Source organism: Clostridia bacterium, from assembly GCA_036654455.1.
In the GTDB taxonomy this organism is placed as follows: domain Bacteria; phylum Bacillota; class Clostridia; order Christensenellales; family CAG-314; genus JAVVRZ01.
Window position 1 is genome coordinate 25,161 of sequence record JAVVRZ010000001.1, and the last position, 26,101, is coordinate 51,261.

At 35.7% G+C, this 26,101-nt stretch carries 34 protein-coding genes; 32 read left to right on the forward strand and 2 right to left on the reverse strand.

The genetic code is table 11. The annotated features are described in order from the left end of the window. The first annotated feature begins 170 nt into the window (after positions 1 to 170). The 23 genes from RR062_00110 to RR062_00220 all read left to right on the forward strand — a co-directional run bounded on the left by RR062_00110 (position 171) and on the right by RR062_00220 (position 18,411). On the forward strand, positions 171 to 1,196 hold the full coding sequence (locus RR062_00110; protein MEG2026130.1) for an ATP-grasp domain-containing protein: 1,026 nt from the start codon (positions 171 to 173) through the stop codon (positions 1,194 to 1,196). Positions 1,197 to 1,365: 169 nt separating this feature from the next. Further along, positions 1,366 to 2,073: a hypothetical protein gene (locus tag RR062_00115; GenBank protein MEG2026131.1), complete on the forward strand. Its 708-nt coding sequence runs from the start codon at positions 1,366 to 1,368 to the stop codon at positions 2,071 to 2,073. A gap of 58 nt (positions 2,074 to 2,131) precedes the next feature. Then, positions 2,132 to 2,827 carry a large conductance mechanosensitive channel protein MscL gene (gene mscL / locus RR062_00120; protein MEG2026132.1) on the forward strand — a complete coding sequence of 232 codons (696 nt, stop codon included), beginning with the start codon at positions 2,132 to 2,134 and terminating at the stop codon, positions 2,825 to 2,827. A gap of 207 nt (positions 2,828 to 3,034) precedes the next feature. Further along, positions 3,035 to 3,688, forward strand: coding sequence for a YggS family pyridoxal phosphate-dependent enzyme (locus RR062_00125; GenBank protein ID MEG2026133.1), 654 nt, complete (start codon positions 3,035 to 3,037; stop codon positions 3,686 to 3,688). Between the two features lie 103 nt (positions 3,689 to 3,791). Beyond that, positions 3,792 to 4,352 carry a signal peptidase II gene (locus RR062_00130; GenBank protein ID MEG2026134.1) on the forward strand — a complete coding sequence of 187 codons (561 nt, stop codon included), beginning with the start codon at positions 3,792 to 3,794 and terminating at the stop codon, positions 4,350 to 4,352. Further along, positions 4,333 to 5,244, forward strand: coding sequence for an RluA family pseudouridine synthase (locus RR062_00135; GenBank protein ID MEG2026135.1), 912 nt, complete (start codon positions 4,333 to 4,335; stop codon positions 5,242 to 5,244). The genes RR062_00130 and RR062_00135 overlap by 20 nt, the downstream gene beginning before the upstream one ends. Next, the gene (locus RR062_00140) at positions 5,241 to 6,080 is read left to right on the forward strand and encodes a hypothetical protein (GenBank protein ID MEG2026136.1); all 840 of its coding nucleotides are present in this window, start codon (positions 5,241 to 5,243) and stop codon (positions 6,078 to 6,080) included. The genes RR062_00135 and RR062_00140 overlap by 4 nt, the downstream gene beginning before the upstream one ends. 176 nt (positions 6,081 to 6,256) lie before the next feature. Beyond that, complete coding sequence (locus RR062_00145) at positions 6,257 to 6,625, forward strand: sulfite exporter TauE/SafE family protein (GenBank protein MEG2026137.1); 369 nt, start codon at positions 6,257 to 6,259, stop codon at positions 6,623 to 6,625. Positions 6,626 to 6,627: 2 nt separating this feature from the next. Further along, positions 6,628 to 6,990, forward strand: a complete 363-nt coding sequence (locus tag RR062_00150) for a TSUP family transporter (GenBank protein MEG2026138.1) — start codon at positions 6,628 to 6,630, stop codon at positions 6,988 to 6,990. 154 nt (positions 6,991 to 7,144) lie between these two features. Further along, positions 7,145 to 8,437, forward strand: a complete 1,293-nt coding sequence (rsxC, locus tag RR062_00155) for an electron transport complex subunit RsxC (protein ID MEG2026139.1) — start codon at positions 7,145 to 7,147, stop codon at positions 8,435 to 8,437. Further along, entirely contained in the window at positions 8,437 to 9,441 is a 1,005-nt protein-coding gene (locus RR062_00160; protein ID MEG2026140.1) for an RnfABCDGE type electron transport complex subunit D, read from the forward strand. Before rsxC ends, RR062_00160 begins: the two co-directional genes overlap by 1 nt. Then, a complete protein-coding gene (locus RR062_00165; protein MEG2026141.1) occupies positions 9,438 to 9,983 on the forward strand; it encodes a hypothetical protein in 546 nt (181 codons plus the stop codon). Before RR062_00160 ends, RR062_00165 begins: the two co-directional genes overlap by 4 nt. Further along, complete coding sequence (locus tag RR062_00170) at positions 9,983 to 10,642, forward strand: electron transport complex subunit E (GenBank protein MEG2026142.1); 660 nt, start codon at positions 9,983 to 9,985, stop codon at positions 10,640 to 10,642. The genes RR062_00165 and RR062_00170 overlap by 1 nt, the downstream gene beginning before the upstream one ends. Continuing rightward, entirely contained in the window at positions 10,639 to 11,211 is a 573-nt protein-coding gene (locus RR062_00175) for an Rnf-Nqr domain containing protein (GenBank protein MEG2026143.1), read from the forward strand. Before RR062_00170 ends, RR062_00175 begins: the two co-directional genes overlap by 4 nt. 8 nt (positions 11,212 to 11,219) lie before the next feature. Further along, the gene (locus RR062_00180; protein MEG2026144.1) at positions 11,220 to 12,038 is read left to right on the forward strand and encodes an RnfABCDGE type electron transport complex subunit B; all 819 of its coding nucleotides are present in this window, start codon (positions 11,220 to 11,222) and stop codon (positions 12,036 to 12,038) included. Positions 12,039 to 12,189: 151 nt separating this feature from the next. Continuing rightward, positions 12,190 to 13,701, forward strand: coding sequence for a Ppx/GppA phosphatase family protein (locus RR062_00185; GenBank protein MEG2026145.1), 1,512 nt, complete (start codon positions 12,190 to 12,192; stop codon positions 13,699 to 13,701). A 161-nt stretch (positions 13,702 to 13,862) separates the two neighbouring features. Further along, positions 13,863 to 14,423, forward strand: coding sequence for a Maf family protein (locus tag RR062_00190; protein MEG2026146.1), 561 nt, complete (start codon positions 13,863 to 13,865; stop codon positions 14,421 to 14,423). Beyond that, positions 14,420 to 15,388, forward strand: coding sequence for a rod shape-determining protein (locus RR062_00195; GenBank protein MEG2026147.1), 969 nt, complete (start codon positions 14,420 to 14,422; stop codon positions 15,386 to 15,388). Before RR062_00190 ends, RR062_00195 begins: the two co-directional genes overlap by 4 nt. Before the next feature lies 1 nt (position 15,389). Beyond that, a complete protein-coding gene (locus RR062_00200; protein ID MEG2026148.1) occupies positions 15,390 to 15,758 on the forward strand; it encodes a methylglyoxal synthase in 369 nt (122 codons plus the stop codon). 152 nt (positions 15,759 to 15,910) lie between these two features. Beyond that, entirely contained in the window at positions 15,911 to 16,645 is a 735-nt protein-coding gene (locus tag RR062_00205) for an AAA family ATPase (protein MEG2026149.1), read from the forward strand. Continuing rightward, the gene (locus RR062_00210; protein ID MEG2026150.1) at positions 16,642 to 16,854 is read left to right on the forward strand and encodes a hypothetical protein; all 213 of its coding nucleotides are present in this window, start codon (positions 16,642 to 16,644) and stop codon (positions 16,852 to 16,854) included. The genes RR062_00205 and RR062_00210 overlap by 4 nt, the downstream gene beginning before the upstream one ends. A 70-nt stretch (positions 16,855 to 16,924) precedes the next feature. Continuing rightward, positions 16,925 to 17,560, forward strand: coding sequence for a hypothetical protein (locus RR062_00215; GenBank protein ID MEG2026151.1), 636 nt, complete (start codon positions 16,925 to 16,927; stop codon positions 17,558 to 17,560). Next, complete coding sequence (locus RR062_00220; protein MEG2026152.1) at positions 17,548 to 18,411, forward strand: site-2 protease family protein; 864 nt, start codon at positions 17,548 to 17,550, stop codon at positions 18,409 to 18,411. Before RR062_00215 ends, RR062_00220 begins: the two co-directional genes overlap by 13 nt. A gap of 101 nt (positions 18,412 to 18,512) precedes the next feature. On the opposite strand, the gene RR062_00225 is transcribed toward RR062_00220, so the two are convergent. Next, on the reverse strand, positions 18,513 to 19,043 hold the full coding sequence (locus tag RR062_00225; protein ID MEG2026153.1) for a hypothetical protein: 531 nt from the start codon (positions 19,041 to 19,043) through the stop codon (positions 18,513 to 18,515). Further along, a complete protein-coding gene (locus RR062_00230) occupies positions 19,027 to 19,152 on the reverse strand; it encodes a hypothetical protein (protein ID MEG2026154.1) in 126 nt (41 codons plus the stop codon). Before RR062_00230 ends, RR062_00225 begins: the two co-directional genes overlap by 17 nt. A gap of 177 nt (positions 19,153 to 19,329) precedes the next feature. Between RR062_00230 and rplU the strand changes: the two genes are divergently transcribed. The 9 genes from rplU (at position 19,330) to RR062_00275 (ending at position 26,100) form a co-directional block, all read left to right on the forward strand. Then, positions 19,330 to 19,638, forward strand: coding sequence for a 50S ribosomal protein L21 (gene rplU, locus RR062_00235; protein MEG2026155.1), 309 nt, complete (start codon positions 19,330 to 19,332; stop codon positions 19,636 to 19,638). 1 nt (position 19,639) lies between these two features. Further along, complete coding sequence (locus tag RR062_00240; protein MEG2026156.1) at positions 19,640 to 19,984, forward strand: ribosomal-processing cysteine protease Prp; 345 nt, start codon at positions 19,640 to 19,642, stop codon at positions 19,982 to 19,984. Further along, positions 19,981 to 20,259, forward strand: coding sequence for a 50S ribosomal protein L27 (gene rpmA / locus RR062_00245; protein MEG2026157.1), 279 nt, complete (start codon positions 19,981 to 19,983; stop codon positions 20,257 to 20,259). The genes RR062_00240 and rpmA overlap by 4 nt, the downstream gene beginning before the upstream one ends. A gap of 58 nt (positions 20,260 to 20,317) precedes the next feature. Further along, positions 20,318 to 21,151: a DNA glycosylase gene (locus RR062_00250; GenBank protein ID MEG2026158.1), complete on the forward strand. Its 834-nt coding sequence runs from the start codon at positions 20,318 to 20,320 to the stop codon at positions 21,149 to 21,151. Between the two features lie 57 nt (positions 21,152 to 21,208). Further along, positions 21,209 to 22,165 (forward strand): NYN domain-containing protein, encoded by a 957-nt coding sequence (locus RR062_00255; GenBank protein ID MEG2026159.1) that lies wholly within the window; start codon positions 21,209 to 21,211, stop codon positions 22,163 to 22,165. A gap of 218 nt (positions 22,166 to 22,383) precedes the next feature. Further along, complete coding sequence (locus RR062_00260) at positions 22,384 to 22,644, forward strand: hypothetical protein (GenBank protein MEG2026160.1); 261 nt, start codon at positions 22,384 to 22,386, stop codon at positions 22,642 to 22,644. Beyond that, entirely contained in the window at positions 22,637 to 23,752 is a 1,116-nt protein-coding gene (locus RR062_00265) for a sporulation protein YqfD (GenBank protein MEG2026161.1), read from the forward strand. The genes RR062_00260 and RR062_00265 overlap by 8 nt, the downstream gene beginning before the upstream one ends. Further along, positions 23,730 to 24,698 carry a PhoH family protein gene (locus RR062_00270; GenBank protein ID MEG2026162.1) on the forward strand — a complete coding sequence of 323 codons (969 nt, stop codon included), beginning with the start codon at positions 23,730 to 23,732 and terminating at the stop codon, positions 24,696 to 24,698. Before RR062_00265 ends, RR062_00270 begins: the two co-directional genes overlap by 23 nt. Further along, positions 24,691 to 26,100: an HDIG domain-containing protein gene (locus RR062_00275; GenBank protein ID MEG2026163.1), complete on the forward strand. Its 1,410-nt coding sequence runs from the start codon at positions 24,691 to 24,693 to the stop codon at positions 26,098 to 26,100. Before RR062_00270 ends, RR062_00275 begins: the two co-directional genes overlap by 8 nt. Position 26,101: the final 1 nt, after the last annotated feature.

A 26,101-nucleotide genomic window follows, 5' to 3' on the forward strand; every position in this document is an offset into this window, starting at 1 on the left:
CAAAAGAAAGGTTTATTTTAGTTCATTTTATTTCAAAAATAAGCAACGTTTTAGCCATAATTTGTTATTAATTTAATTTAAAAAATAAAAAAATAAAGTGTTGATATATTGTTGACATTGCGCTAATACGACCATATAATAGGCACAAAAACGAATAGTAGGAAGATAATATGAACGAAACAGAAATTAGAAATTACTTGTCTACGCTTACAGTCGGTATTTGCTACAATGTTAAAAAACACGTTGATACAAGCACGATTGACGCCGAAGCCGAATACGACAATATCACAACTGTCGAAGCAATTAAACATTCGCTGGAATTATGCGGGTGCGCAGTTGAGCTGTTTGAAGAAGACGGCGCAATTTTAGACAAACTTAAAGAGTCGCATATCGACATAGTCTTTAACATTGCCGAAGGTCACGGCGGTAGGGGTAGAGAAGCGCAAGTTCCGGCAATTTTAAATCTATATGGTATTTCTTATACTGGTTCGGACGAAACAACGCTTTGCGTTGCGCTTGACAAAGCCTTGACTAAACGTGTGCTTTGCACGTATCATATTAAAACTCCAAAGTATTTTTACGCAAGTAAAGATAAGCCAATTAAGGCTACGGGGTTAACCTTTCCGGTTATTTTAAAGCCTAACGCCGAAGGTTCAAGCAAAGGTATTTCGGAAGTAAGCGTAGTAAATAACCACAAGCAGTTAGTCGAAGTAGTTAAGCATTTGTTTAATTCTTACCACCAAGACGTTTTGATTGAAGAATATATCGAAGGCAGAGAGTTTACCGTAGGTTTGCTCGGCAACGGTAAAGACGTTACTGTTTTTGAGCCTATGGAAATAAAATTTAATAAACCTACCCAAGATAGTTATTGCGTATATAGTTATACCGTTAAACAAATTTATGAGCAATACGTTCAATATGTTTGTCCGCCCGAATTGACAGAACAGCAGAGCAAAAAAATTAAGCAAACGGCAAAGAATATCTTTAATATTTTGGGTTGCAACGACTTCGCAAGAGTTGACTTTCGTATGGCAAACGACGGAACGTTACATTTTATTGAAATTAATCCTCTACCGGGTCTTGCCCCTAATTATAGTGACTTTCCAATGCTTGCAAACTTTTGTGGAGTAGATTACGACACTTTAATTTATAGAATTCTTACTACGGCTTTAAAGCGTTTAGGTAAGATAGGTTGACTCAAATCACGCTTTAATCGACAATTCTAAGCAAGTAGCGACTAATTTAATTATATTTTTACTAATAAACATAGTTTATCTATGTTTATTTTTCTATCAAGCGCAATGTATTGAAAATATCCTAGTTGTATGTTAAAATATTACAAACAACATTTTACTAAGGAGACGTATGAAAAGTCGATTAAATTTTTTATCAATATTTTTAAAATTAGCCGTCATTATTTTAGGCTTTGTCGGCATTTGTTCGCCAAGTATTAGCGACCAATTTATGTCAACTTCCAAATTATTCTATTTTACCATTCAAAGCAACATTTTTATTATGGCAATTTGTTTGGTTTTTTTAATTTTTGAAATATTAAGAATTTTTTTTCATAGGGCAGTAGCTATTCCTAACTGGCTTAGAGCCATAAAGTTTGTTTGCACGGTAGCTATCACCCTTACCTTTTTGGTTTTTACTTGTTTGCTTATGCCCTCGCTAATAAACGCCGGAATGGCAGATTATCTAATAAGACCGGCAAACTTATGCTGTCACAACTTAGTGCCAATACTAGCTCTTGTAGATTTTTTAGTTTTTGACCACGTTTACATATCTAAGAAATTTTCCTTTTTGCAAGGGGTAATTTTACCGCTAATATATTTACCGTTTATACTTATTTGTTCAGTTTCTGGCATAGACTTTGGAAATGGCGCTATCGTGCCATACTTTTTCCTTGATTACGTCACTAACGGTTGGTTCAAAATAGGCGATGGAAAGTTAGGTGTATTTTACTGGATAATTATACTTGTAATTATAGTAATAGGGCTAGCCTATTTATTGATGTTACTTAAAAATAGAATTGCTTTAAAAGTTAGTGTAGCCTCGACAAAAAAAGATTAGGTTTTTAGTTTATAAAATGTAATATAACAAATAATTATTATTAAGGAGAGAAAATTTAATGGAAGAAAAAACAGTTAAAAGTCAAAAACCTCACAAGGAGAAAAAAGAAAAGGTAAACAAGCCTTCAAAAATTAAAGGTTTCTTTAATGACTTTAAGAAATTTATAACAAAGGGCAACATAGTCGACTTAGCCGTAGCCGTAGTTGTCGGCGGAGCTTTTGGAAAAATTGTATCTAGTTTGGTTAGCGATATAATAATGCCCCTTGTAGGCGCTTTAATCGGTAGGGCTTCGGTTGCCGATTTAAAGTGGGTGTTAATAGCCGCAACGGCTGAAAAAGCCGAAGTCGCCATACTCTATGGACATTTTTTGCAAATGGTAATTGACTTTTTGATTATTTCGTTCTTTATCTTCCTTGCCTTACGGTTATTAGTTAAAGCAAAAGAAATTGGCGTTAAAGTCAACGAAAAAGTTGTAACCTTAATTAAAGAAGAAAAAAATACTAATCACGAAATTGAAGAAATTGCAAAAGCCGAGTTAGTAGAGGAAGCAAAAGCCGAATTAGTCGAAACAGCAAAAGAACAAGTAAAAGACCAGCTCTTAGACGAAGTTAAAAAGGAGCAAGACCAAGCCGAATTAGTAGAAGTTACTCAAACCGAGCCGATAACGCTAGAAGAAAATATACCCGCAAAGCCCCAACAAACCTATGATTTATTAGTCGAAATACGAGATTTATTAAAGGCAAAACAAAGCTAATTGGTAATTAACCTGACCTGTTATGTTAAATTTTAAAATTTATTTTAGTTTTTTAAAACACTGCTTAAAAGTGGCGAAAATATTTATATCGCCACTTTTTTGTTTGGTTTTGCCGTACATTTTTACTATAAATTATCGGTAGTCTTCTTAATTTTATAAATATTTTATTTATTGACTTAAACAACTTAATGTGATAAAATATAAATTATGAAAGATGAGATTGACAAGTTACTTAATAATGTAAGGATAGCTAGTCAAGGTAGGGCAATCACAATAATACCTGCGACTAAGATGCAAACAGTTTCAACAATTTCTAGTTTGTCTAGCTATGGTTTTAATACATTCGGCGAGAATCGTGCGCAAGAGTTGCTTGATAAATTTGGCAAAGTCGACGTTAAGTGGCAATTTATAGGCAGTTTACAAACAAATAAAGTCAAATATATTATAGATAAAGTCGATTTAATTCAATCGGTTGATAGTATTCGTCTTGCTAGCGAAATAGATAAGCAAAGCAAGCGTATAGACAAAATTATGCCAATACTAATTGAAGTCAATATCGGCGAAGAAGAGCAAAAGAGCGGAATTTTATTAGAACAGCTTGACGAATTGATTAACTATGTCTTACAACTTGCTAATGTCAACTTAGTTGGACTTATGACTGTTATGCCAATAGGCGCTTCTCGTCAACTTTATCTTGATATGGCTAGTTTATTTAACTCGATTAGGGCAAGACTTCATAAAGCTGATTTTACCGTACTTTCTATGGGTATGAGCGACGACTATGTCCAAGCAATAGAATGCGGTTCTACTATGGTACGCATAGGTCGAGCTATATTTGGCGAAAGAAATTATAACAAATAGTATCAGTCGCCATATAGTAATCATTTATTTAACAAGTATTTTGGCAATATAATTTAATTTTAGGTAAATTTATCTTTGCCTTTAAGGGGGAAAGTATAACACAATGAACAAACTATCAAAAACAAGGCTAATCATACTTACTATTTCTATAATAGTAGTTGGCATTTTAATAGACCAAATAACTAAATATATTTTTCATAGCCTTTATTTAAAGGGTAGTTTGCCTATCTACTTTTTTGGCAAAGTTGGCTTTACCTTTGTCGAGAATTTTGGCGGAGCGTGGAGCATATTTTCTAACTGGGAGCATAAAAACATTATTTTCTTTATTCTAACTATTTTAGGTATACCATTTTTTGCGGTAATGCTTTATTTAGCTCGAAAGAAGAGCCTTATAGGTATTATAGGTTTTTGTGGCGCAATTAGTGGTACGTTAGGCAACGCTATTGATAGACTCTTTCGTTCCAAAGAAATTTTTTACACAGGCGGAGTAAGAGATTTTATTTCTGTCGGCAGTTGGTTTCCGGTTTTTAACGTTGCTGATATGTTACTTGTTTGCGGTGTAATTTGCGTTGTGCTTGCGTTGTTTTTCTTTGACGACGATTGCTTATTTGCCAATTTCTTCAAAAAACACAAGGCTAAATTAGATGAAAATAATAATAAATAATGAAAATAACGGTCAACGTATTGATGTTGCGTTAGCAAATTTACTTTCTTATAGCCGTTCTAGGACGGCGAAAATAATTGCCGAAGGATTAGTTACGGTTAATGGTTTGACCGTAGACAAGTCAAGTAAGAGCGTTAAAGAGGGCGATTGTGTTGTCTATGCCGAACCCGAACCGCAAGAGCTAGGTTTACTCAAACAAGATATACCAATAGAGGTTATTTTTCAAGACGAATATTTAGCGGTTATAAACAAGCAACAAGGGCTTACCGTTCACCCAACAATTAGCAATAAGTCTAATACTTTGGTAAACGCTCTATTATTTAACTTTGACGATTTAAGCGGTATTAACGGCGTTATGCGTCCGGGAATAGTTCATAGATTAGATAAAGATACTAGCGGATTAATGCTAGTCGCTAAGTGCGACAAAGCTCACGTCGACCTAGCAAAACAAATACAAACCAAACAATGCATAAGAATATACCAAGCCATAGTCGAAGGCGTGATTAAGGACGATAGCGGTACGGTTGACAAACCAATAGGTCGTAGCCAAACAGACAGGAAAAAAATGGCGATTGACATTAACGGCAGGCAAGCGATTACCGATTACACCGTGCTTGAAAGATTTGACAAAAACACTCTTGTTAAGTTTCAACTAAGAACGGGACGCACGCACCAAATAAGAGTGCATACCAAATTTTTAGGTCACCCGATTGTTGGCGACAAAACTTATGGCTTTAAAAATCAGCGGTTTAGCCTTGCGGGGCAGTTGCTTCACTCTTGTTACATAGAGTTTACCCACCCGATAACTAAGCAAAGACTAAGTTTTGCTTCGCCTCTACCAACATATTTTGAGAGGGTTTTGAATATTTTAAGGAAGGAGAGTAGACAATGAAGAATTTTTTTAGTCTAACCCAACTTGATAGAATGCAAATTAAACAGGTAGTAGAAATTGCCGGTCAAATGCGTCGTACCTTAAATAGTAAAAACAAAAAACTTCCATATTTATCGGGCAGATATTTTGCTCAACTTACGCAAAAACATAATCTTTTAAATACAGCCTATCAACTTGCCTATAATTACTTAGGCGGTGACACCGTTGTTACAACGAGTACGGGTGACTTTTGTCAAGAAGCTCAACAAGTTTGCGCAAGCGGAGTAAGTTTACTTGGATTAAGTCACGATAATTACGCCATAATCGAGCAAGTCGCCTCGTCGTGTTCTTGTCAATTACTCAATATGGGTACTAAATTTACTAACCCGATTAAAGCGCTGTCAATTCTCACTACAATCGCCGACAAATGTGACCGCATAGGCAATCTCAACGTAATAACGTTAGGTTACGCAGATTTAAGTTTTATTGCCGAACTTTCTTACGCTTTTAAACTTTTTGATACCAACTTTTTTGCCTATTTGCCTACAAATGACACCGAATTTACTCAAAAATCTAATATAATTGTTTTAAATTCTGCTCAAAGCGCATTTGAAGGAGCGGACGCAATTATTGATTTAGGCGTTCAATATTCTAGTCAACTTGATTATTATGGAAACAAACTAGGTATTCCCAAAAGTCTTATCGGCAAAGCTCGTGTAGACGCTCCATTATTTTTTAATCGCAACTATGTAGATAACAATAACTTAGTAGAATATCCTTTTAACGTAGTCGACAAAGAAAGCAACAACTTTATTAGCGTAATTATGGCGGTGTTTTATTTATTTTTTAAAGTATAGCTCTTGCGGAATTTTTTTTAAAGGTTTAACATCAATTTAGATATCTAAGCTTATAATTTAGTCTTTTGCCTCTAACAGTTAGTTAGAGACAATTTTTATGTATTTTTATGCCTTTCTTGCTATAAAATTCTTAATTTTGTCAATAATTTTGAGTAGTAATTTTGCGGAGAAAAAAGTTGTTAAATGATAGAAAAAGTTTTGCCCTAATTGCTTTTGGCATAGGCGTAGGTTTAATAAACGGTTTTTTAGGCGGAGGGGCGGGAGCGCTTGCCGTCTTTGGACTAATGCTTGTTATGAAACAAGATATCAAGCAAGCTCACGCAACGGCTTTGCTTGTAGTGCTTCCAGTTACGATATTTTCGGCGATTACTTATATTTTTACTAATAATTTTAACTTTTCGGTCACTCTATTTGTGACTATTGGCGTAACGTTAGGCGGTATTGTAGGCGCTTTACTGTTAAATAAAATGTCAAATTCCGCCGTTAGATATATTTTTGCGGTTTTGCTTGTCATTTCGGGTTTAAAGATGTTGTTTGAGTGGTAAAAATGATTATTTTATATATTTTTTTTGGGTTTTTATCGGGGTTACTTGGCGGTATGGGTATGGGCGGTGGTACGCTATTAATTCCCTTGCTCAGTTTTTTAGATATCAATCAACGAGTTATACAATCGGTTAGTTTGACAAGTTTTATTCCTATGGCGCTAGTATCGCTTGGCATTCATTCTCAATGCGGTCTTATTAAATTAGAGCGAATCGAATATTTAATAATACCTTCGATAATAGCCGGAGTATTAGGAGCTTTGCTTGCAAATTTAGCTCCCGAAAAATTGCTAAGAATATGTTACGGAATATTTTTGTTAGTTTTTGGCGTTGCCGAATTTATTAAAGTAGCCAAAAACGTTAACTAAATGACTATTAAATTACCATTTTAAAATAATATAGAATTTATTGAAATATTCGCTAAAATTTATTTATAAATAGTCAAAATAAAATCACGGTTGATATTTACATTTGTATTAAATTGTGGTAGCATTACTGTATGATTTTACTAGGAGGGCTAATTTGAAAAGCAAGGTATTTAATTTTCATAAGGGCGCGCACCCAGCAGATAAAAAGTCGCTTACGCAAGATGTATCAACGCAAACTCTTGCAAAACAAAGCGACTATTTTATAGCTATGTCGCAACATATTGGGGCAAGCGCAAAACCTATTGTCGAAGTAGGTCAGCAAGTTTCACAGGGGCAATTAATAGGCGAAAAAATAGGTAAAGTTTCGGCGAATATTTTTTCTTCTGTTTCGGGCGTGGTAAAAGAGATAATAAACAAGAAAAACATTAGCGGTAACATAGTTACTTATATCCACATAGCCACAGACGATACTAACGACGTAGTTAAACTTCCGCCACTTACCACCTTTGATAAATCTAGCATACTTACTCGAATTGAAGAAGCCGGCATAGTTGGACTAGGTGGCGCAGGCTTTCCAACTGCGGTTAAATTAAACCCAAACAAACCGGTTGACACGCTTATTATAAATGCCGCCGAATGCGAGCCATACTTAAATTGCGATAACAGACTACTTCAAGAAAATACGCAAGAAGTGTTGCAAGGCATAGAATTAATAGCAACCGCTTTGCAGGTTGACAATGTTATTATCGGTATTGAAAGCAATAAGCAAGTGGCGTATGAAATGCTTAAAGATTGCAAATATAACGTAAAACAATTAAGGACAATTTATCCGCAAGGCGCAGAAAAAGTTCTTATTTATTCGCTTACGGGTAGGCGTGTGCCGAATAAAGGCGGACTGCCTATGGACGTTGGCGTTGTGGTTGACAACGTTGCTACGGCTTACGCTGTTTATGACGCTTGCATTAATGGCAACCCTTTGTACAAGCGAATTATTACCGTCTCGGGCGAAGGCGTTACCAATCCTAAAAATTTATGGGTAAGTAACGGCGCAAGCCATAAGGATATATTTGACTTTTGTGGCGGGCTTACCGAAGATGCGATTAGACTTATTTCAGGCGGACCTCTTATGGGCTTACCGCTTGAAGATTTGTCCGGATACACTACTAAGGCAGAGTCTGGGCTACTAGCCTTGACCAAGAAACAAATTAGTTTGTTAGAGCCTACGCCTTGTTTAAACTGCGGTCGTTGCGCAGACGCTTGTCCAATGAATCTTATGCCAATGTATATAGACTTCTATACTCTTGCAAACGATACTGCAAATGCGGTTAAGTTTGGCGCATTAGATTGCATAGAATGTGGTTGTTGTTCTTACGTTTGTCCTGCTAAACGTTGGATAGTGCAGAGTGCAAGACTTACCAAAAAAAGAGTAAGGGAGGCAAAGAAATAGTGGAAAAACTAATTTACGGTGGGTCGCCTCATATAAGGTCGCCAAAAAATACCAAACAAATTATGATAGAAGTTTGTATAGCTCTTTTGCCCGCTACGGTTATGGGTTGCGTATTCTTTGGAATAAACGCTATTTTAATAATACTTACCTCTATTGTAAGCAGTCTTGTAAGCGAATTAGTGTTTAGACTGTGTCAAAGAGTTCCTTTTAAACAAATTTTAAGCGAATTTGACTTTACTAGCCTTGTTACAGGCTTACTTATAGGGCTTAATATGCCGGCTATGGTGTTTACTAGCAGTTGGTATATTCCAGTAATAGCTAGCGTATTTGCAATAGTCATTGTCAAAATGTTGTTTGGCGGAACGGGACGAAATTTAGTCAACCCTGCTATTGCAGGTAGAATTATGGTTATTATGTCATTTGCAAAACAAATGAACTATTATCCGTTGCCTAACATCACTAGTCTTGCAGGTAGCGTAGATATCGTAAGCGGAGCAACTCCACTTACTGTTTTGCTCAACAATCCTGCCGGCAGTCAAGGCATATTTAATATGAATTTAAGTTTTTGGGATTTGCTACTAGGTAGCGGAGTTCAAGGCGTAATCGGCGAAACGTGTAGACTTGCGCTTATTATCGGCGGTATTTATTTAGTATTACGTGGGATTATTAATTTTAGATGGCCTCTTGTATACATTGTAGTTACCGGTCTTATGACAGTCGCTCTAAAAGGTTTTAATATTCTTTGGTTTTTGCCCTCAATACTTTCGGGCGGACTAATGTTAGGCGCAATTTTTATGGCAAATGACTATGTAACTACGCCCAATACTCGCATAGGCAATTATGTTTACTTTATCTTTTTAGGCGTAATTACGGCTACGTTACGTGTTGTAACCACAATAGAAACCGTTTCTTTTGCAATCTTGCTAGGCAATTTAATTGTTCCGCTAATTGATAAATTTATTGTGCCTAAACCTTTTGGAAGTAGAAAGGAGGTAGCAAAATGAAGACGCAAGTAAATCAATCGGTAAAAGCAATAATTGTAATTACTCTTGTAGCCTTTATTTGCGTGGGGTTACTTGCAGTTTTAAATGATTTATTGTATGTTCCGCCGGATATGTCTTTATTTGAAGTTGCATATAAGGCCGAATATGTTCCTATCGAAGTTGATAAAAATATAAAAACAACGGCTGGCAAAGTTATAGCTTGCGCAGAGGGAACAACAAGCGAAGGTAAAGTTATGGGACTATATATCGAAGGCAAGAAGTCTGGCAAAACCGAGAGCTTTGTTATTCTAATTGTTATTGATATGACAAGTAACAACATAGTCGGCGTTTACCTAAAATACGATGGTAGCACAGGCGGTTATGCTTTTGACAAAACTCTGCTCAATAATATGATAGGCAAAACCATTACAAGCCCGACAGTATTTAACAATTCTACCGATATAATACAAGCCGGCGTTACAAGTTCTCCGCTTGCGGCTAGAAATTGTTTTATTGTAGCGGCGGAATATTATTGCGCTAAGATAGCGGCGGGGGTGAAATAATGAAAATTAAGGAACTTGCTTTAAATGGCTTAGTTAGACAAAATCCGGGATTTAAATTACTTCTCGGGCTATGTTCTATACTTGCTCTTTCGGACAAAGCAATCAATGGTTTAGGTATGGGTTTATCGGTTACTTTTGTATTAATTTGTAGCAATACCTTTATCTCGCTACTTAGAAACGTCATACCTAGCAAGGTAAGAATACCCGTATTTGTCTTAATTATTGCGACGTTTGTAACCGTAGTTAAGATGGTTTTAGTATACTTTGCAAGTAAATCTGCCGTAGTAAATAGCATTTATGAGGCTATGGGTATTTATATTCCTTTAATTGTCGTCAACTGTGTCATTCTTGCCCGAGCCGAAGCCTATGCGTCGCATAATAGCGTTGGCGCATCGGCGCTTGACGGATTGTTTATGGGACTAGGTTATATGCTTGCGCTTACGTTTATTGGAATTGTTAGAGAATTGATTGGCTCTGGCAGTTTCTTTGGAATAAAACTTTGGAATTTTGGCATTGAATTTTTTGTTACGCCGGCAGGAGCTTTCTTAACCTATGGTTTGCTTATAGCGTTATTTAATTTTGTCTACTCAAAAATTGAGCGTAACACAAAGCTTAAACTTGCAAGGCAGGCTTACGATAATGTGGAGGTAGAGTTATGATAGAAATATTAATCGCAGGCTTATTTATCCACAATTATATTACCGTACAATTTTTAGGTATTTGTCCTTTTTTAGGAATGTCAAAAAAAGTAGATACTGCGCTAGGTATGGGCATAGCCGTCACCTTTGTTATGGTAATAACTTCTTTAATTACTTATCCGTTATTTAGATATGTCCTTACGCCTTTAAATATCGAATATTTAGAGATAATTGTATTTATTTTTGTAATTGCGGCAATCGTACAGATTATTGAGATGGTTTTGCGTAAAATGTCGCCCACGTTATATAAATCTATGGGTGTTTATTTACCATTAATTACCACAAACTGTTGTATTTTAGGCGTTGCCGAACTCAACTTAATTAGCGATTTAGTTACAAACGTATTTACGGCTTGTTTAAACGGCTTGTTTAGCGGGCTTGGCTTTACTTTGGCTATATTAATTCTTGCCGGACTAAGAGAAAAATTAGATAGATTGCCCATCAACAAAAACTTTAAAGGTTTTTCTATCTCAATGATAACGGCTTGTTTTATGGCTATGGCATTTTATGTATTTAAGTTTGTGGCGTAGGAGAAGATATGAATTTTTTATTTGTGACAATAGATTGGGTTAAAGTTTTAATAAGCGTTGGGATAATGGTAGGCATAGCCTTATTGATGGGCGTAGTTATAGTAATAGTCAGCAAGTTCTTTGAAATTAAAGGCGACTCTAAGGTAGAAGAAGTTAAAAGCAAGCTGTCAGGCGCAAATTGCGGTTCGTGCGGTTTTGCAGGTTGCGAAGAATTTGCCAAGGCCTTAGTCGAAGGCAAGGTCAATATAAATGATTGTAAAGCCACAAGCAAAGAAAATAAAATAGAAATATCTAATTTACTCGGCGTTGCTTTTTCGGGCGAAGAAGACACTATGGCGATAGTGACTTGCGGAGGGGGAATTAACTGTCAAGACAAATACGAATATCAAGGGTATGGCGATTGCATAAGCGCTCAGTTACTTGCAAATGGTAGAAAGGCTTGTCAATCGGGGTGTTTAGGTAGCGGTTCTTGCGTTGAAGTATGCCCCGAAGACGCTATTGAAATAAAAAACGGAGTAGCCCACGTTAACCCCGACCTATGTATAGGTTGTGGGGCGTGTATTAACGAGTGTCCAAAAAAGATTATCAAGCGTATTCCACGTTCGGCAGTAGTCTATGTCAAGTGCGCAAATCAAAATAGAGGCAAAGACGTAGCTAGCGTTTGTACGGCTGGCTGTATTTCTTGCGGACTATGTCAAAAGAATTGTCCGTCGGGAGCTATTCATATAGAGAATAACGTTCCTATCATAGATTACAGCAAATGCGTGGCTTGTAAAAAGTGTATTAACGTTTGTCCTCGCAAAGTTATCAAATTAGTTAGAGAATAGCAAAAAATAAGTAAAAATAAACAAGGTTTTTTTTCAAAAGGTATGTACATTACTGTTTTTGTGTGTTAAAATTGAAATAATATGGGGCAAGTTTGCAACATGGGCAAATTTTAAGCATTTTTAAATACGGTAGAGAGGATTTTACATAATAATGGAAAGAATAGCATTAATCGATTTAGGCTCAAATACCACAAGACTTACTATTTATGACGTTTACGACGGCGGTTATTTTGCCGTAGTAAACGAAGCGCAAGAAAAAGCTAAACTTGGGGAAATTGAGAAAGAAGGTAACCTTAAACAAACAAGAATTTTGCAGGCAATCGCAATAATTAAGTCCTTCAAAAAGATTTGTTTAGCATATAAGGTCGATAAAACCATAGCTATCGCTACGGCGGCAGTTCGTTGCGCAAAGAACCAAAAAGCCTTTTTAAACGATGTTTTTTCGGCAACAGGCGTTAAATTTAAAGTATTAAGCGAAGAAGAAGAGGCTATGCACGACTATCACGGCGTAGTCAATAGCATAGAAATACCAAAAGGCGTTATTTTTGAGATCGGTGGCGGTAGCATAAAACTAATTCAATACAATAGACGTACCGTTGTTCAAAAAATGGTACTTAACTTTGGCGCAGTAACGCTTAGAGATATGTTTTTTAACTCTAATTCTACGCCCGAAGAGTCGTGTGACAAGATTGAAGATTACGTTAGCGAACAACTAAATAATATAGATTGGCTCAAAAATTTAGAGCCCGAATATAAGCTTATTGGCGTTGGCGGTTCGATTAGGTCGCTTGCAAGAATTGCTCGTAAGATTAAACGTTATCCGCTAGAAATGGTGCATAACTATCATATCGATTACCCGGATTTTGAATATATTTACAATATGATTAGACCATTCGACCTAGAAAAAGCAAGCAAAATAAAAGGGCTTGGGCAATCAAGAGCCGACGTTTTCCCTTGCGCTATGGCGGCGCTTAAATCTTTAATGAAGATATGCAACTTTGACCAAATCGCTTGTTGCAGTTGTGGCATTAGAGACGGTATTATGTTTAATTACGCTTGCCCTAGCACGCTAGACAAACCTATCGTAGATATAGTCGGTTACAGTTTGCACTCTAAGATTAGACAATGGAATTTAAACAATACTCACGCCGAACAAACCTTTAACCTTTGCGTACAGTTATTTAAACAACTAAGAGTGTTACACAAATTTCCACGTTATTATGTAAGAGTTTTAAGAGTAGCTAGTATGCTTTACGAGGCAGGCAGAGCAATTAAATTTTACGATTACGCTAAACATACGGCGTATATGATACTTAAATCTAATTTATATGGCGTTCCTCACCAAGATATTGCCTTAGCGGCGTATATTTGTGATATTTACACCAAAGAAGACAACGCAAGTAGCGACTGGCAACGTTTTAGTTCTATATTAACTCCCGAAGATTTTGATGCGGCAAAGAAACTTGCGGTAATTCTTCAACTTGCAGTAGCTTTTGACTCGTCTTTATCTAACGCAGTAACCGAAATAAATTGTGACGTTTTAGGCGATAGCGTCATAATGAAGACCGAGATAGAGGGCGACGCTAGTATTGAAATTAAAGAAGCTACCAAGATGGCGATAGAATTTAAGAAAGTATTCAAAAAGAACTTAGAAATATTATAAATAGCATTTAAATAATATTTTAGTAGCTTTTAGATGCGAATTTAAGCAAATTTGCGTAGACCTTAAACACAAATGAAAGACAAAACAATCAATTTTAGATTTTTAAGCCCCTTTTATTTAAGGGGCTTTACTTTTTGTTCTTTTTCAATTATAATATAAATATGAAAGAAATTATTTTAGCTTCCACTTCGCCTAGAAGAAAAGAAATTCTTAAAGAAATTGTAACTAATTTTACCGTGCAAAGCAAAAATGTAGTAGAGATTAGTCACAAGACAATTCCGCAAGAAGTTGTCGTAGAACTTGCGACTATTAAAGCAAGGGCGACTTATGAGCTTAACAAAAATGCGATTGTAATTGGAGCGGATACTCTGGTCGAAATAAACGGGGAAATTTTTGGCAAACCCCATAGCATAAATCAAGCCAAAGAAATGTTACAGGCTCTATCTAATCAAACCCACAATGTGTTTACGGGGATATGCGTTATTTGCAATGACCGAGAAAATGTCTACGCCGAGTGTTCGAAAGTTACTTTTTACAAGCTTACTGACAAACAAATCGAAGACTATATAGCGACGTCTTCGCCTTTTGATAAGGCTGGGGCTTATGGAATACAAGACAGCGGTTTTGTCAAACAAATTACAGGCAGTTACTCTAATGTTCTAGGGCTACCCAAAGAAAGTTTAAGCTTACTATTATCAAGTTTACAGGAGGAAAATAAATGAGTAATAATATTATAATTGACTTAGGCGGTAAATTTTTACGTGGACTTAGTTTAAAGAACGGTTATATTGTCAAAGATTTAAACTTAGTAGCCGTAGATAACGTCAGTAAGCAAGTAAAATATTCAGGAGCTCTTGCTCAAAAGATGGCGAACAATAGTTTATCAAGCCTTTCGCTTATTACGCCTATTATAGATGGAATAATAGTAGATAATGTTAGCGCAAAATTTATGCTACAAAATTTTTTGGCAAAGTTACTTAACACTACGACGTTTTCAAGAATAGTTGCAAATTGCGTTGCGCCTTGCGGACTTAATAGCAAAGATAAATCAAATATAGAGGGCGTTTTAATTTCCTTAGGCGTTAAACAGGTTAAGTTTTTGCTTGCGCCACTTGCGGACGCAAAATATATTTTTAGAGAATTTGGCATAAACTACGGCATAATTTGTAACATTGGGCAAGATATAGCCGATATTTCTACTGTTGAAAATGATAAATTAGTCAACGGTTGCACATTATCCTATGGCGGGAAAAATATCGACCAAAAAATTGTCGACTTTATAGTGGACAAATACAGCGTAAAGATTACGCTTGACGAAGCCGAACAATTTAAGTGTCAATGCGCAAGTTTGTATCCTAACGACAATTCTATGCTAACTGTCGAAGGGATAAATATCCTTAAAGGAGTTAGCGAACAAATTAACTTATCGTCAAGAGAGATGTACAATATGTTAGTTGACACTATGGACAAATACATACAAGTAGTTAACAGTTTAATGGCGACCCTACCGCTTGCGATAGCCACTGGCATTAAAAGAGAGGGGCTTTTTCTTTGCGGTGGATTAAGTTCTCTTACCGGCATAGATAAACACTTCTATCAAGCCCTTAATATGAATGTTCGCATACCATTTTCAGCCGATGACAGCGTTATTAGAGGCGCTGAAATGATAATTAGAGGTAATAGGTAATATGAAAATAGCGTTGATTGCCCACGACAAAAAGAAAGAAGATATGATTAATCTTGCAAAAGAGTATTTGCAAACGCTTAAAAAGCACACTTTATACGCAACGGGTACTACGGGTAAGCTTATAATCGAGCAAACCGGTCTAGAAGTTGTACGTATGAAAAGCGGACCGCTTGGAGGCGACCAACAAATAGGTAGTATGGTTGCCGATAGTTTGCTTGATTTTGTAATTTTTTTAAGAGACCCTTTAACGGCTCAACCTCACGAACCAGACGTAACCGCTTTGCTTAGACTTTGCGACGTCAAATCAATTCCGCTTGCTACAAATATTTCTAGCGCAAGAATAATGTTAGAACATATTGACAAGTTGTAATATTTTATTTAATTTAATAAGCAAAATTTACCTTCTATAAAATATAATTTATAGAAGGTTTTTTATGCGATATTTGTCTAATTTTGTTAATCTAATCAATGTTGTTTTGTTGGGTATATAATACAAACAAAATATTTTTGGTTTAGGTGTATATGAGAGTTATTGCTTTGACAAGTGGAAAAGGCGGAGTTGGTAAAACAACAATCACCGCAAATCTTGCTCGTAGTCTTGCAAAACTAGGCAATAGGGTAGTTATCGTCGATATGGATACAAGTCTAGCCAACCTTGATTTGTTGATGGTTGGCGAAGAACCGATATTATTCGATATAATAGATTGCATTAATCATAGATGTCGTGTAAAACAGGCTTTAATTCAAGATAAAATTGAGCCTTCGCTATATTTTTTACCTTGTCTTGCAAAGGGATATGAAAGCAACATTAGTCTTGCCGATTTAAAAGAATTAATTGACAATATTTCAACTTTTGCTAATTATGTTTTGCTTGATTGTCCGGCGGGGGTAGAACAATCTTTTTCTCGTGCGCTTTCGGTATGCGAAGAGGCTATTATTATATGTACTCCGCATTTGTTTAGTATTAAAGATAGCAATCGAGTTTTGTTACTACTTGGCGGTTACGCTATAAGACAAAAATACATACTTGTCAATCGTGTTAGAGCCGACTTAGTCGCAAAGAATAAAATGCTTAGCCCTATTGAAATTTTTTCTTTACTCTCGGCTACTCCGCTAGGTATTATACCCGAATTAGACGAACTATTATTAAGCGTTCCAAAACTAAGCGCATATACAACCAATGTTTTTGATATTATAGCCGACAACTTACACAATAGTAAGAAAAATTTATTAGATTTTAATAGGAGAAGACCTTGAAAGATTACGCAAGAGCAAAGAAAATTCTTTGTAACGACAACTGTTTTACTAACAGTTTAGAAGTATTTGAAGCCGATTTAAAGGAATTTGTAAAAAATTACTTTGAGATTAGCGGACTAGACACTTCGCTTGTCTTTAAAAGTAATGGATTTATACTCAATATTGTATTAGATGTTAAAAAAGGTAAAAACTTTAATATTGTAACTTAAATTTTGTTATATCTCATTAGTATTTTTCATATAGTATTTTTGTAACAAGACAATATAGGAGGATACTATTATGGAATATGAGGGTATAAATAATGTTTCTAGCGATTGTGTTGAAAGCGACTGGTTAGATATTACATACACCCAAAGAAATTATCTTAAAGAAGAGGAAAAGCTAAGCTCATACTCGCCACCGCCTAAACGCAAAAAAATTAAAGTGGGAAACATCGTGAAATATGCGGTAGCCGTAGTTTTTTTGCTAGTAGCGCTAGCCGGAATGTTGTTTGTAAAGACCGAAAACGGTGTTTTTCAAACGGCAAGACTAACTTATACTTCAAGTTTACTACAAGACTTAGACTTTCTGTCTATTGATAAGCCCGATAATATAGTAAAACTTCCTGCGACGGCGTCAATCGACAAAGTTTTACCCGATGGCACGGTGATACTAAAAGGCGGAAAAGTTGCAACTTGTCTTGCAAAGGGTAAGGTTATTGAAGTAAAGCCAAATTCTGTAACTATAAAAGTAGATGAAAAAACGCTTATGGTATATTCAAATTTAAGCAAAGTAGTAGTTAAACAAGGGCAAGAACTTGAACAGTTTGACTGTATCGGCAAATATGAACAAACTACGGGCGTAAGCGTAATCTACAATGGCGAAGCCGTAACCGAAGTTGTTGGCGATACATACTCATTTAGTTGGGAAAGTTAGGTTTAAAATTTGTAGTAACGCCGAGCTTTGTATTACTGCTTGCCTTAGCGATATTTTTAGGTAGATTTTTAATACTGCTTGGATACATTATTAGTGTGCTAGCTCACGAGCTTGCGCACTATTTTGTGGCAAGAAAATACTATTATAGGTGTAATAGTATAGTATTATCGGCATTTGGAGCAGTCCTATATGGTGATTTTGAAGAAGCTGTTGACAAGCCTCAGGTAATAATCGCCTTAGCCGGTCCGTTTATCAATTTTGTTTTTGTTGTTATAGGCGTAACTTTTTGGTATTTATACCCTCAAACTTACGTTTACACTCTTGAATTTGTTTACGCTAACTTATTTATTGGCGCAAGCAATATGCTACCGGTGTTTCCGCTTGACGGCGGAAAAGTTTTACTTGGGTTAATTTCAAAAAAATATGGATATAAGAAAAGTTTACAAGTAGTAAAAGTTCTTGGCGTTGTGGTAGCATCTTTACTGTTTGTAATATTTTTAGTAGGGATAATATTTAATAAAAATTTGTTTTCGCTTGGTTTATTCGCTATATTTTTGTTGATGTCAGCCTTTCCCATTAAAAAGCAAATATATGAAAAATTGCCGATATTTAACATTGATAGAGGACTTAGACGAGGCGTAGAAGAAAAAACTCTAATTGTTTATCCTTGCGTTACCCTTGATATGATAAAGAAGCGTTTTGAAGGCAATTATTTATATAGAGTAATAGTTGTAAACAGCAAGGGCGAAAAACTTATTGAGTATGGGTTTGCTCAATTACAAAATATATATTTGTTGCCCGACAGCTTAACGCTTGAAGAAGTAATAAAAAAAGACCTAGTTAAATTGTAAATTAATAAAAATTTTATGCAAAAATATTTCCTTTGTATACCTTTACAAAAGAAATATTTTTGCTTATATTTTTAAGGGTAAAGTTTTAGCTAATTTAGTTTTTACAAGTAATATTTCATACTTTCGACCACGCTTTCTTCGTAACCAAGCAAATCTTTAATCATTGAATTGACTTTTTCGCTTATGTCGTTAGTGTGGTGGAGCAATCTACCTAAGTCGATAACGCCGTTTGTAGTGCCTAGAATAATTATTTTTGCTACGCTTGTAATTGAATTATCCGCCATCAATTTCATATTTAGGTTAAACTTCGCCATATTTCTAGCCGCTTTAAGTTCGTCTTTTAATATGCAGTTGAAGGTGTTTGCTTGAATTTGAGCATTGCGGGCAAAGTCTTCGTATTTATTGACTTGCTTACGCAAAAGGTCGGCTAATTCCATATTACTTACTTTTTTTACAATAAACTCCGTAGTATCTTTTGCCATAAGAGCGTTAGAATAAACTGCCGATAAAATTTTAATGTTGTTGACATTTTTAACGCTATCTAGGCAAGGCGCATTTTGCCAGTCTTTTTTGCTCTTTGACGCAGTTTTTGAAGTAGACTCATTTTCTTTTGGATTAGCGTTTTCTTGCATTTTTGTTCTCCTTTTTTTCTTTATCTTGCTCGTGCGGAAGAAACTCATAATTTCTACAAGTTTCAGGGTGCATCACGTATTCTTTATTGTTTTGTTTACTTTTTGTCATATTAACAATTCCTCCCTTTCTCTATATTATTATTGCCCGAAGCGAGTTTTTTAATACAAATTGTTTGACAAAGTAGATGTTTTATGATAAATTATGCAAGACCGCATAAAAAGGGCAAATAAGTATAACTAAGGTTATCGCCCTAATTTAGCGAGATTGGAAGGGGGAGGTAAAATTATGTACGCAATCGTAAAAACAGGTGGCAAACAATACAAGGTTACCAAAGATTTAATTTTTTCAACTGAATTACTAGATGTTAAAGTTGGGTCAGTAGTCGAACTACCTGCAATTATGTATGTTGATGACAACAAAGTTCTTATTGGTCTTGATTGTAATCGTGTAGCCGTAAACGCAGAAGTTGTAGAGCACGGCAAGGGAGAGAAGATTAACATCTTCACTTACAAAGCTAAGAAGAATGTTCATCACAGACAAGGACACAGACAACCATACACAAAACTTAAAGTAACTAATATTTCTGTCAAATAATATGACAAATATAACAATCAACAAGGTAAATGGCAATATTGTAAAGGTGGTATGCGTTGGTCATACCGGATACGCTCAAAGCGGACAAGACATTGTTTGCGCAGGCATATCGACATTAGTGCAAACGGCGTTACTGGGCATACTTAATGTAGCCTGCGTAAATGTAGATTATACTATACGTGCCGACGACGGCTTGTTAGAATTTACAATCGACAACAATCCCGACCACGCTTTAAACGAGGCTGAGATGCACGACTGTCAAATTATCCTTAAAACTATGCTTTGCGGATTGTCAGACTTTAATACCGAGTACTCGGATTATATGAATTTGGAGGTAATTGAATAATGTTTATAATACTTCAATTGTTTGCCCACAAGAAAGGTGGCGGTAGTTCAAGAAACGGAAGAGATAGTAATGCGCAAAGACTGGGCGCAAAAAGAGCTGACGGACAATTTGTCAACGCCGGTAATATTCTCGTACGTCAAAGAGGCACTAAGGTTCACCCCGGCAACAACGTTGGTATAGGCAAAGACGATACTTTATTTGCTCTTGTAAGCGGTGTAGTTAAATTTGAGCCTAAGGGTAAAGCAAAAAAACAAGTTAGCGTTTATCCTAACTAATAACTTAACAATTTTTGGGCTGTTTGTTCAGCCCTTTTTTGTTAAATAAAAAAATAAAATGATACAAATACTTAAAGATAAAATAATAATTAACAGTCTAAATTTTGTCGCCAAAGATATCTTTGAATGCGGACAAATATTTAGATATAAAAAGATTTCTAGCGGATACATTTGTTATTCGCTTGATAAATCGGCAATTATTGAAGAAATTGAAGGCAAAACTATAATTTCTTGCAAAGATGTCGACTATTTTTATAAATATTTTGACCTAGATACCGATTATAATGTAATTACAAACAAATTATCCAAAGATATGTTTATGGCAAAAGCGGTAGACTTTGGACGAGGCATAAGAATACTTAGGCAAGACTTATTTGAAACTATTATTAGTTTTATTATTTCGGCAAACAATAATATTTCTCGCATACAAAAAATTATTGAGAATATTTGTAAAGCATTTGGAAGCGTCACCGAATTTGGCTACGCTTTTCCAACTCAAAAGCAACTACTTAAAGCTACGGCAAGTGATTTTAAGGAGTTAGGTTGCGGTTATAGAGCCGAATATTTATTTAAAACTTTGCGTTTAATTGACGACCAATTTGAGCGTGAACTTAAAATTTTGCCAACCGAACTTGCCCGAAAAAAATTGCTCAATTTAGTAGGCGTAGGAAATAAAGTTGCAGATTGCATACTCTTATTTGGACTGGGCCGCCTAAACACTTTTCCTTGCGATGTGTGGATAAAAAAAGTTTATCACGAATATTTTGAACAAGGACATAAAGACAATCAAATTTCAAACTTTTTTGTAAATTATTTTGGCGAATTGTCGGGATACGCTCAACAATATCTTTTTTATTTTCAAAGAAGCGGCGAATTTTTTCAAAAAGTATAGACAAATTATCATAAGTGTTGTAAAATACAATTAATGTAACTGAGGAGGCAAATACAAATGTTAGAAGATAGAAAGATTGCGCTATTTATCGACGTTGATAATCTAGGCATAAGCGAGACCGAATATAATAACGCTTTAACACAACTAGATAAGCTAGGCGATATTTTATACGGCAAAGCCTATGGTGTTTCGGACAAGAAACATAAAGCTATTATTGATTCCGTACTTGCGAGAGGTTTCGATATGTGTAGCGTTATGCGTATCAAAAAGAGAGGCGCTAAGGTATTTGACAATCGTATTATTGTCGATTGCTTAGCCGAAGTATTGCAAAACAACAATATTGACACAGTAGCAATTCTTGCCGCTCCGGCAGACTCAATATCGTTATACAGCAAATTAAAAAGTTTCAATATATCAATAATTGCCCTTGATAACAACGACGAAGAGAATGGCTCTTTTGTCAATATGTTCTTAGATATGGGCATTGTCGAGCATATTAAGCCGGTTAAAAAGGCCGTTAAAGTTCCTTTTAAGGCAAAACCCGTTGAAGTTAAGCCGATTGAGCAAGTTAAACCAATAGTTGAAGAGCCAATCAAAGAAGTTAAGCCGATTGAGCAAGTTAAACCAATAGTCGAAGAGCCAATCAAAGAAGTTAAACAAGAGCAACCGCCTAAACAAGTTGAAGAAGACGAGGCGACTGCAAATTTAATAAACGCTATCAACAGCATTTTAAAGAGCGCTCCGCAAGAAGAAGCTCAGCCCGAATTAAAAGAAGCTCCTAAACAACAAACCAAAAAAGTTGAAGCTCCTGCGCAACAACCCGAACAAATTGTTGACGAGCCTATCGTAGTAGCCGACACAAAACCGCAAGCAAATTATATTCCTAGCGACGAATTGCAAGTTCTTAAAGAGCTTGAAGATTTTAAGAGCGCTCAAAAGAGTATTAGTGGCGAAGACGCCGAATTGCTTGACACCATTCGCCGTTTAATCGACGAGAACCACAAAAAAGATTAATCTACATATAGTTTAATCGGCAAAAGTCAATTAATATTAAATTTAATCAATTATTCTATAAGTCCGTTTTTTTAAGCGGACTTTTTATTTTTTACAATTTTGCCTTATCTATTTAATTTTAAGTACAATTTTAAAAAAAGCATCTTCTTTTTTTGAAAAATAAGTAAAAGTGCAAAAGGAATGACAGACAAGCATAAACTATACAAGAGGTGGGGAAAATGTCGCTTTATAATTGTTTAAAAGATATTTTAGGGCAAGAAATAGTGTCGATTGCTAAATTTAGATATGAAGTTTTTTGCAACTATGCGGTAGAAGTCGAGGGGCATTGCGGATTAAAACAGTTATGCGAGAGCAAAATTGCCCTTAAACTGCCTCAAAATAAAACTTTTATAGTTGTTGGACGAAAGTTAGTAATCGTAGAATTGTCTAAGCGTTACGCTTTAATTAAAGGCATAGATATAGAGGTGAGCATTGTTTAATACTATTATTACAGTTGAGGGGCTAAATGCTGAAAATCTTGTTAATAATCTGTCTAGAAGTTACAAATTATCTATAATTAAGCGAACTAGAAAAGTTTTTGACATTGTCGTAGCCCACAAAGACAGTAAAAAGTTAGTTGCTTATTTGAAGAATAAGTGCTATAATATTATAAATATTAAGCAAATAGGCATAGTTAACCTATGGTATAAAGTTAAGTCCCATATAGCCTTAACCATTTGTTTAATTTTGTTAATTGTGTCTATGCTTGTATGCAACAACTTATGTTTAGACATACATATTAAATATAACGGTAAAGAGCAAGAAGTAAAGTATTATCTCAACGAATACGGCATTAAATACGGTAGCAATCTTGCTAGCCTTAGTATCGACAAACTTGAAAATTTTCTTTGCAATAAATTAAATTGCGCTTACGCCGTAGTAAGCGTGCGTGGCAGTAGACTAAGCGTGCAAATTGTTGACAAAACAACGCTTGACAAGCCAACTGATTTTAACAAAAGTTTTGATATAATTGCGACTCATAGTGGCGTAATTACCCGTATAGTAGTGCTAAGCGGTACGGCGCAAGTTAAGGTGGGCGACAAGGTTAGCAAGGGGCAAACGCTAATTAAAGGGCTTAGAACGTATGCTGACGGCACACAAGAACCAATTCGAGCCGTAGGTAGCGTTTACGCAGACGTTGCTGTTTGGTCTAAGGCGGAATATTCTCCTACTCAAATAATCTACAACCCAACTAATAAATTTTTTACAAGAACACATCTAAAAATAGGCGACAAAATAGCGTTTAGTAAGCGTAAAAATCCATATACATATAGCAAACAAGAAGAAACAACGTACAGTTTGTTTCCTTTTAATATAGTAGTCATAAGACAAATAATATACGAGCTTGCTCCCCAAACTATAAGCGTAACGCTTGAAGAAGTCAAAGACGAACTTATGAAAAAAGCCTACGAACAAGCAGTTAGTCAAATTGATTATCAAATAATTAACACCGAATACATAATTGATAATAGCGGGGTTACCGCTTATATTTACGGAAATATACAAATAAATAAGGATAACACTATTGAAAGTAACAGCAAAGATTAACACGCCTAGCCTTGATATTTTAATAAAAGTTTTTGGCGCATTTGATGAAAATATACAGGCTATTTGTTCGGCGTTTTCCATAGAAGTAACCATACAAGAAGGCGAATATTATTTTTTAGGCGAGCAAACCAATATTGACCAAGCTAACAAAGTAATCGACAAATTAATTATATTTGCAAGTCAAGGCGACAATCTAGATATAGGGCAAGTCAACTATATTTGTTCTTGCGCAAAAGACGGCAAACTTGACAATATAGTCGAATTGCTTAGCGACGTAGTTACGGTTACCAATAGGGGCAAACCTATTAAATGTAAGACCGTAGGACAGAAAAAATACGTTAGCGAGATTAATAAAAAAACTATAACAATAGCCATAGGCCCTGCGGGGACAGGCAAGACTTACTTAGCCGTAGCGCTTGCCGTAGTCGCTTTTCGTTCTAGACAAGTAGATAAAATTATTCTTACTCGTCCGGCGGTTGAAGCTGGCGAAAAGTTAGGCTTTTTACCGGGCGACCTACAAGAAAAAGTTAATCCTTATTTGCGTCCGCTGTACGACGCTTTGCAAGAGATGTTAGGAATTGAAACATTTCGTAAAATGATTGAAAAAGGTTCAATCGAGATTGCGCCCCTTGCATATATGAGAGGCCGTACGTTAAGTAACGCTTTTATAATATTAGACGAAGCTCAAAACGCTACTAACGAACAAATTAAAATGTTTCTCACTAGACTAGGGGAGAATAGCAAAATGGTAATTAACGGCGACTTAACCCAAACAGATTTGCCCGATGGCAAGGCAAGCGGGTTAAAGACCGCTTCGCATATTCTTAGAGATTTACCCGAAATAGCGATTATAAATTTAACAGAAAAGGACGTTGTCCGCCATCCGCTTGTACAACTTATAGTTAAAGCGTATGAAACGGCAGAGAAAGGAAGAAAGAATGACTGATAAAAACAAACAAAAGAATATCTGGATAAGTTTAGCTATATTGTTTGCCGCCTACGTTGTCATATTCTTATTAGTATGGTTGTTTAATATAAGCCAATTTAAAGGCGAGAACGTAACGCAAAAGTCAATTACTTACGCCGGATTGCTAATAATGACTTTTTTAGGTATGGCGTATTACTCGTTGATGTCAAGTAAAAAAGTGCTTATGCAAATTCGCAAATGCGGAGCTTTGGCGGTAACTATGGTGCTTAGCTATGCGATTATGGAAATATTTGCCGAACTGCTTAACTTGTACTACTTAATACCATATTCCATTTGCGCCTTGCTTGGAGCTACATTAATAGACTCTCGTACTTCATTTTTTGCAAATATAAATTTAGTTGTAATTTTCTTTGCAAGTTTACTGCTATTTGGCGAGGTTAACTCGGCGGACTTATATTTTGTTTTATTTGCAGGGTTATTTTCTAGCATATTGTCAGCTTATTCTACAACGCCAAATATGATAAGAACTAAATACATACTAATTGGTCTAGTTCTTGGCATAAGTTCGACTTTGTTTGCTCTAACTACTTATTTGATGTTTAACGTCGTATTTGTCGCTAAGCAATTTTTTATCAACGTTGGCACAGCGTTTACAAGCGGATTTTTTACTATAATGTTGCTATTTTTGTTTATGCCATTACTTGAAAAAATATTTGGACTTGTTACAAACTTTAAGCTCAATGAGCTTACTTCAACTAATCAACCATTGTTAAAGAGGTTGTTGACCGAAGCTCCGGGTACATTTAACCACAGTTTAACCGTAAGCAACTATGTCGAGGCGTGCGCATCGGCTATTGGCGCAAACCCCATTGTAGCTAGGGCGGTTGCATATTTTCACGACGTGGGCAAACTTAAAAATCCCTTATATTTTGTTGAAAACCAATCGGGAGTAAATCCTCACGACGAGCTTACGCCGGAAGCAAGCGTGCTTGCAATTAAGAAACACGTTTTGTACGGTTATACTTTGGCAAAAGAATATGACCTTCCGCAAGAAATCTGTCAGGGAATACTCGAACATCACGGCACAATGCCAATAAAGTACTTTTATCTTAAAGCCAAAAAACTTACCGACGGCGAATTGCCTTACGACAGTTACAGTTACGAAGGTCCTAAGCCTAGCACAAAAATATCGGCAATTCTTATGATATGCGATGCTTGCGAAGCTGCGCTTAGAGCGTCGGGCGACAAAAATAACGCTAGTTTGATTGTCAACAAAGTTGTGCAAGAAAGAATGGAATTTGAACAGTTTAATGAATGTGATATATCAATGCAAGAAATTGAAATTGTAAAGTCTACAATTTTAACTACCTATTTAGGGTTTAAGCATAAAAGAATTGCTTATCCCGACGTCAAAATGTAAT

Bases quoted from the DNA above. Each gene is read 5' to 3' on its own strand.
- RR062_00115 (MEG2026131.1), top strand. From the start codon at position 1,366: ATGAAAAGTCGATTAAATTTTTTATCAATATTTTTAAAATTAGCCGTC.
- RR062_00180 (MEG2026144.1), top strand. From the start codon at position 11,220: ATGAATTTTTTATTTGTGACAATAGATTGGGTTAAAGTTTTAATAAGC.
- RR062_00140 (MEG2026136.1), top strand. From the start codon at position 5,241: ATGAAGAATTTTTTTAGTCTAACCCAACTTGATAGAATGCAAATTAAA.
- RR062_00240 (MEG2026156.1), top strand. From the start codon at position 19,640: ATGACAAATATAACAATCAACAAGGTAAATGGCAATATTGTAAAGGTG.
- RR062_00205 (MEG2026149.1), top strand. From the start codon at position 15,911: ATGAGAGTTATTGCTTTGACAAGTGGAAAAGGCGGAGTTGGTAAAACA.
- RR062_00200 (MEG2026148.1), top strand. From the start codon at position 15,390: ATGAAAATAGCGTTGATTGCCCACGACAAAAAGAAAGAAGATATGATT.
- RR062_00190 (MEG2026146.1), top strand. From the start codon at position 13,863: ATGAAAGAAATTATTTTAGCTTCCACTTCGCCTAGAAGAAAAGAAATT.
- RR062_00170 (MEG2026142.1), top strand. From the start codon at position 9,983: ATGAAAATTAAGGAACTTGCTTTAAATGGCTTAGTTAGACAAAATCCG.
- RR062_00165 (MEG2026141.1), top strand. From the start codon at position 9,438: ATGAAGACGCAAGTAAATCAATCGGTAAAAGCAATAATTGTAATTACT.
- RR062_00135 (MEG2026135.1), top strand. From the start codon at position 4,333: ATGAAAATAATAATAAATAATGAAAATAACGGTCAACGTATTGATGTT.
- RR062_00225 (MEG2026153.1), bottom strand. From the start codon at position 19,043: ATGCAAGAAAACGCTAATCCAAAAGAAAATGAGTCTACTTCAAAAACT.
- RR062_00150 (MEG2026138.1), top strand. From the start codon at position 6,628: ATGATTATTTTATATATTTTTTTTGGGTTTTTATCGGGGTTACTTGGC.
- RR062_00255 (MEG2026159.1), top strand. From the start codon at position 21,209: ATGTTAGAAGATAGAAAGATTGCGCTATTTATCGACGTTGATAATCTA.
- RR062_00230 (MEG2026154.1), bottom strand. From the start codon at position 19,152: ATGACAAAAAGTAAACAAAACAATAAAGAATACGTGATGCACCCTGAA.
- RR062_00185 (MEG2026145.1), top strand. From the start codon at position 12,190: ATGGAAAGAATAGCATTAATCGATTTAGGCTCAAATACCACAAGACTT.
- RR062_00110 (MEG2026130.1), top strand. From the start codon at position 171: ATGAACGAAACAGAAATTAGAAATTACTTGTCTACGCTTACAGTCGGT.
- RR062_00130 (MEG2026134.1), top strand. From the start codon at position 3,792: ATGAACAAACTATCAAAAACAAGGCTAATCATACTTACTATTTCTATA.
- RR062_00215 (MEG2026151.1), top strand. From the start codon at position 16,925: ATGGAATATGAGGGTATAAATAATGTTTCTAGCGATTGTGTTGAAAGC.
- RR062_00260 (MEG2026160.1), top strand. From the start codon at position 22,384: ATGTCGCTTTATAATTGTTTAAAAGATATTTTAGGGCAAGAAATAGTG.
- rplU (MEG2026155.1), top strand. From the start codon at position 19,330: ATGTACGCAATCGTAAAAACAGGTGGCAAACAATACAAGGTTACCAAA.
- RR062_00125 (MEG2026133.1), top strand. From the start codon at position 3,035: ATGAAAGATGAGATTGACAAGTTACTTAATAATGTAAGGATAGCTAGT.
- RR062_00250 (MEG2026158.1), top strand. From the start codon at position 20,318: ATGATACAAATACTTAAAGATAAAATAATAATTAACAGTCTAAATTTT.
- RR062_00175 (MEG2026143.1), top strand. From the start codon at position 10,639: ATGATAGAAATATTAATCGCAGGCTTATTTATCCACAATTATATTACC.
- RR062_00275 (MEG2026163.1), top strand. From the start codon at position 24,691: ATGACTGATAAAAACAAACAAAAGAATATCTGGATAAGTTTAGCTATA.
- RR062_00195 (MEG2026147.1), top strand. From the start codon at position 14,420: ATGAGTAATAATATTATAATTGACTTAGGCGGTAAATTTTTACGTGGA.
- mscL (MEG2026132.1), top strand. From the start codon at position 2,132: ATGGAAGAAAAAACAGTTAAAAGTCAAAAACCTCACAAGGAGAAAAAA.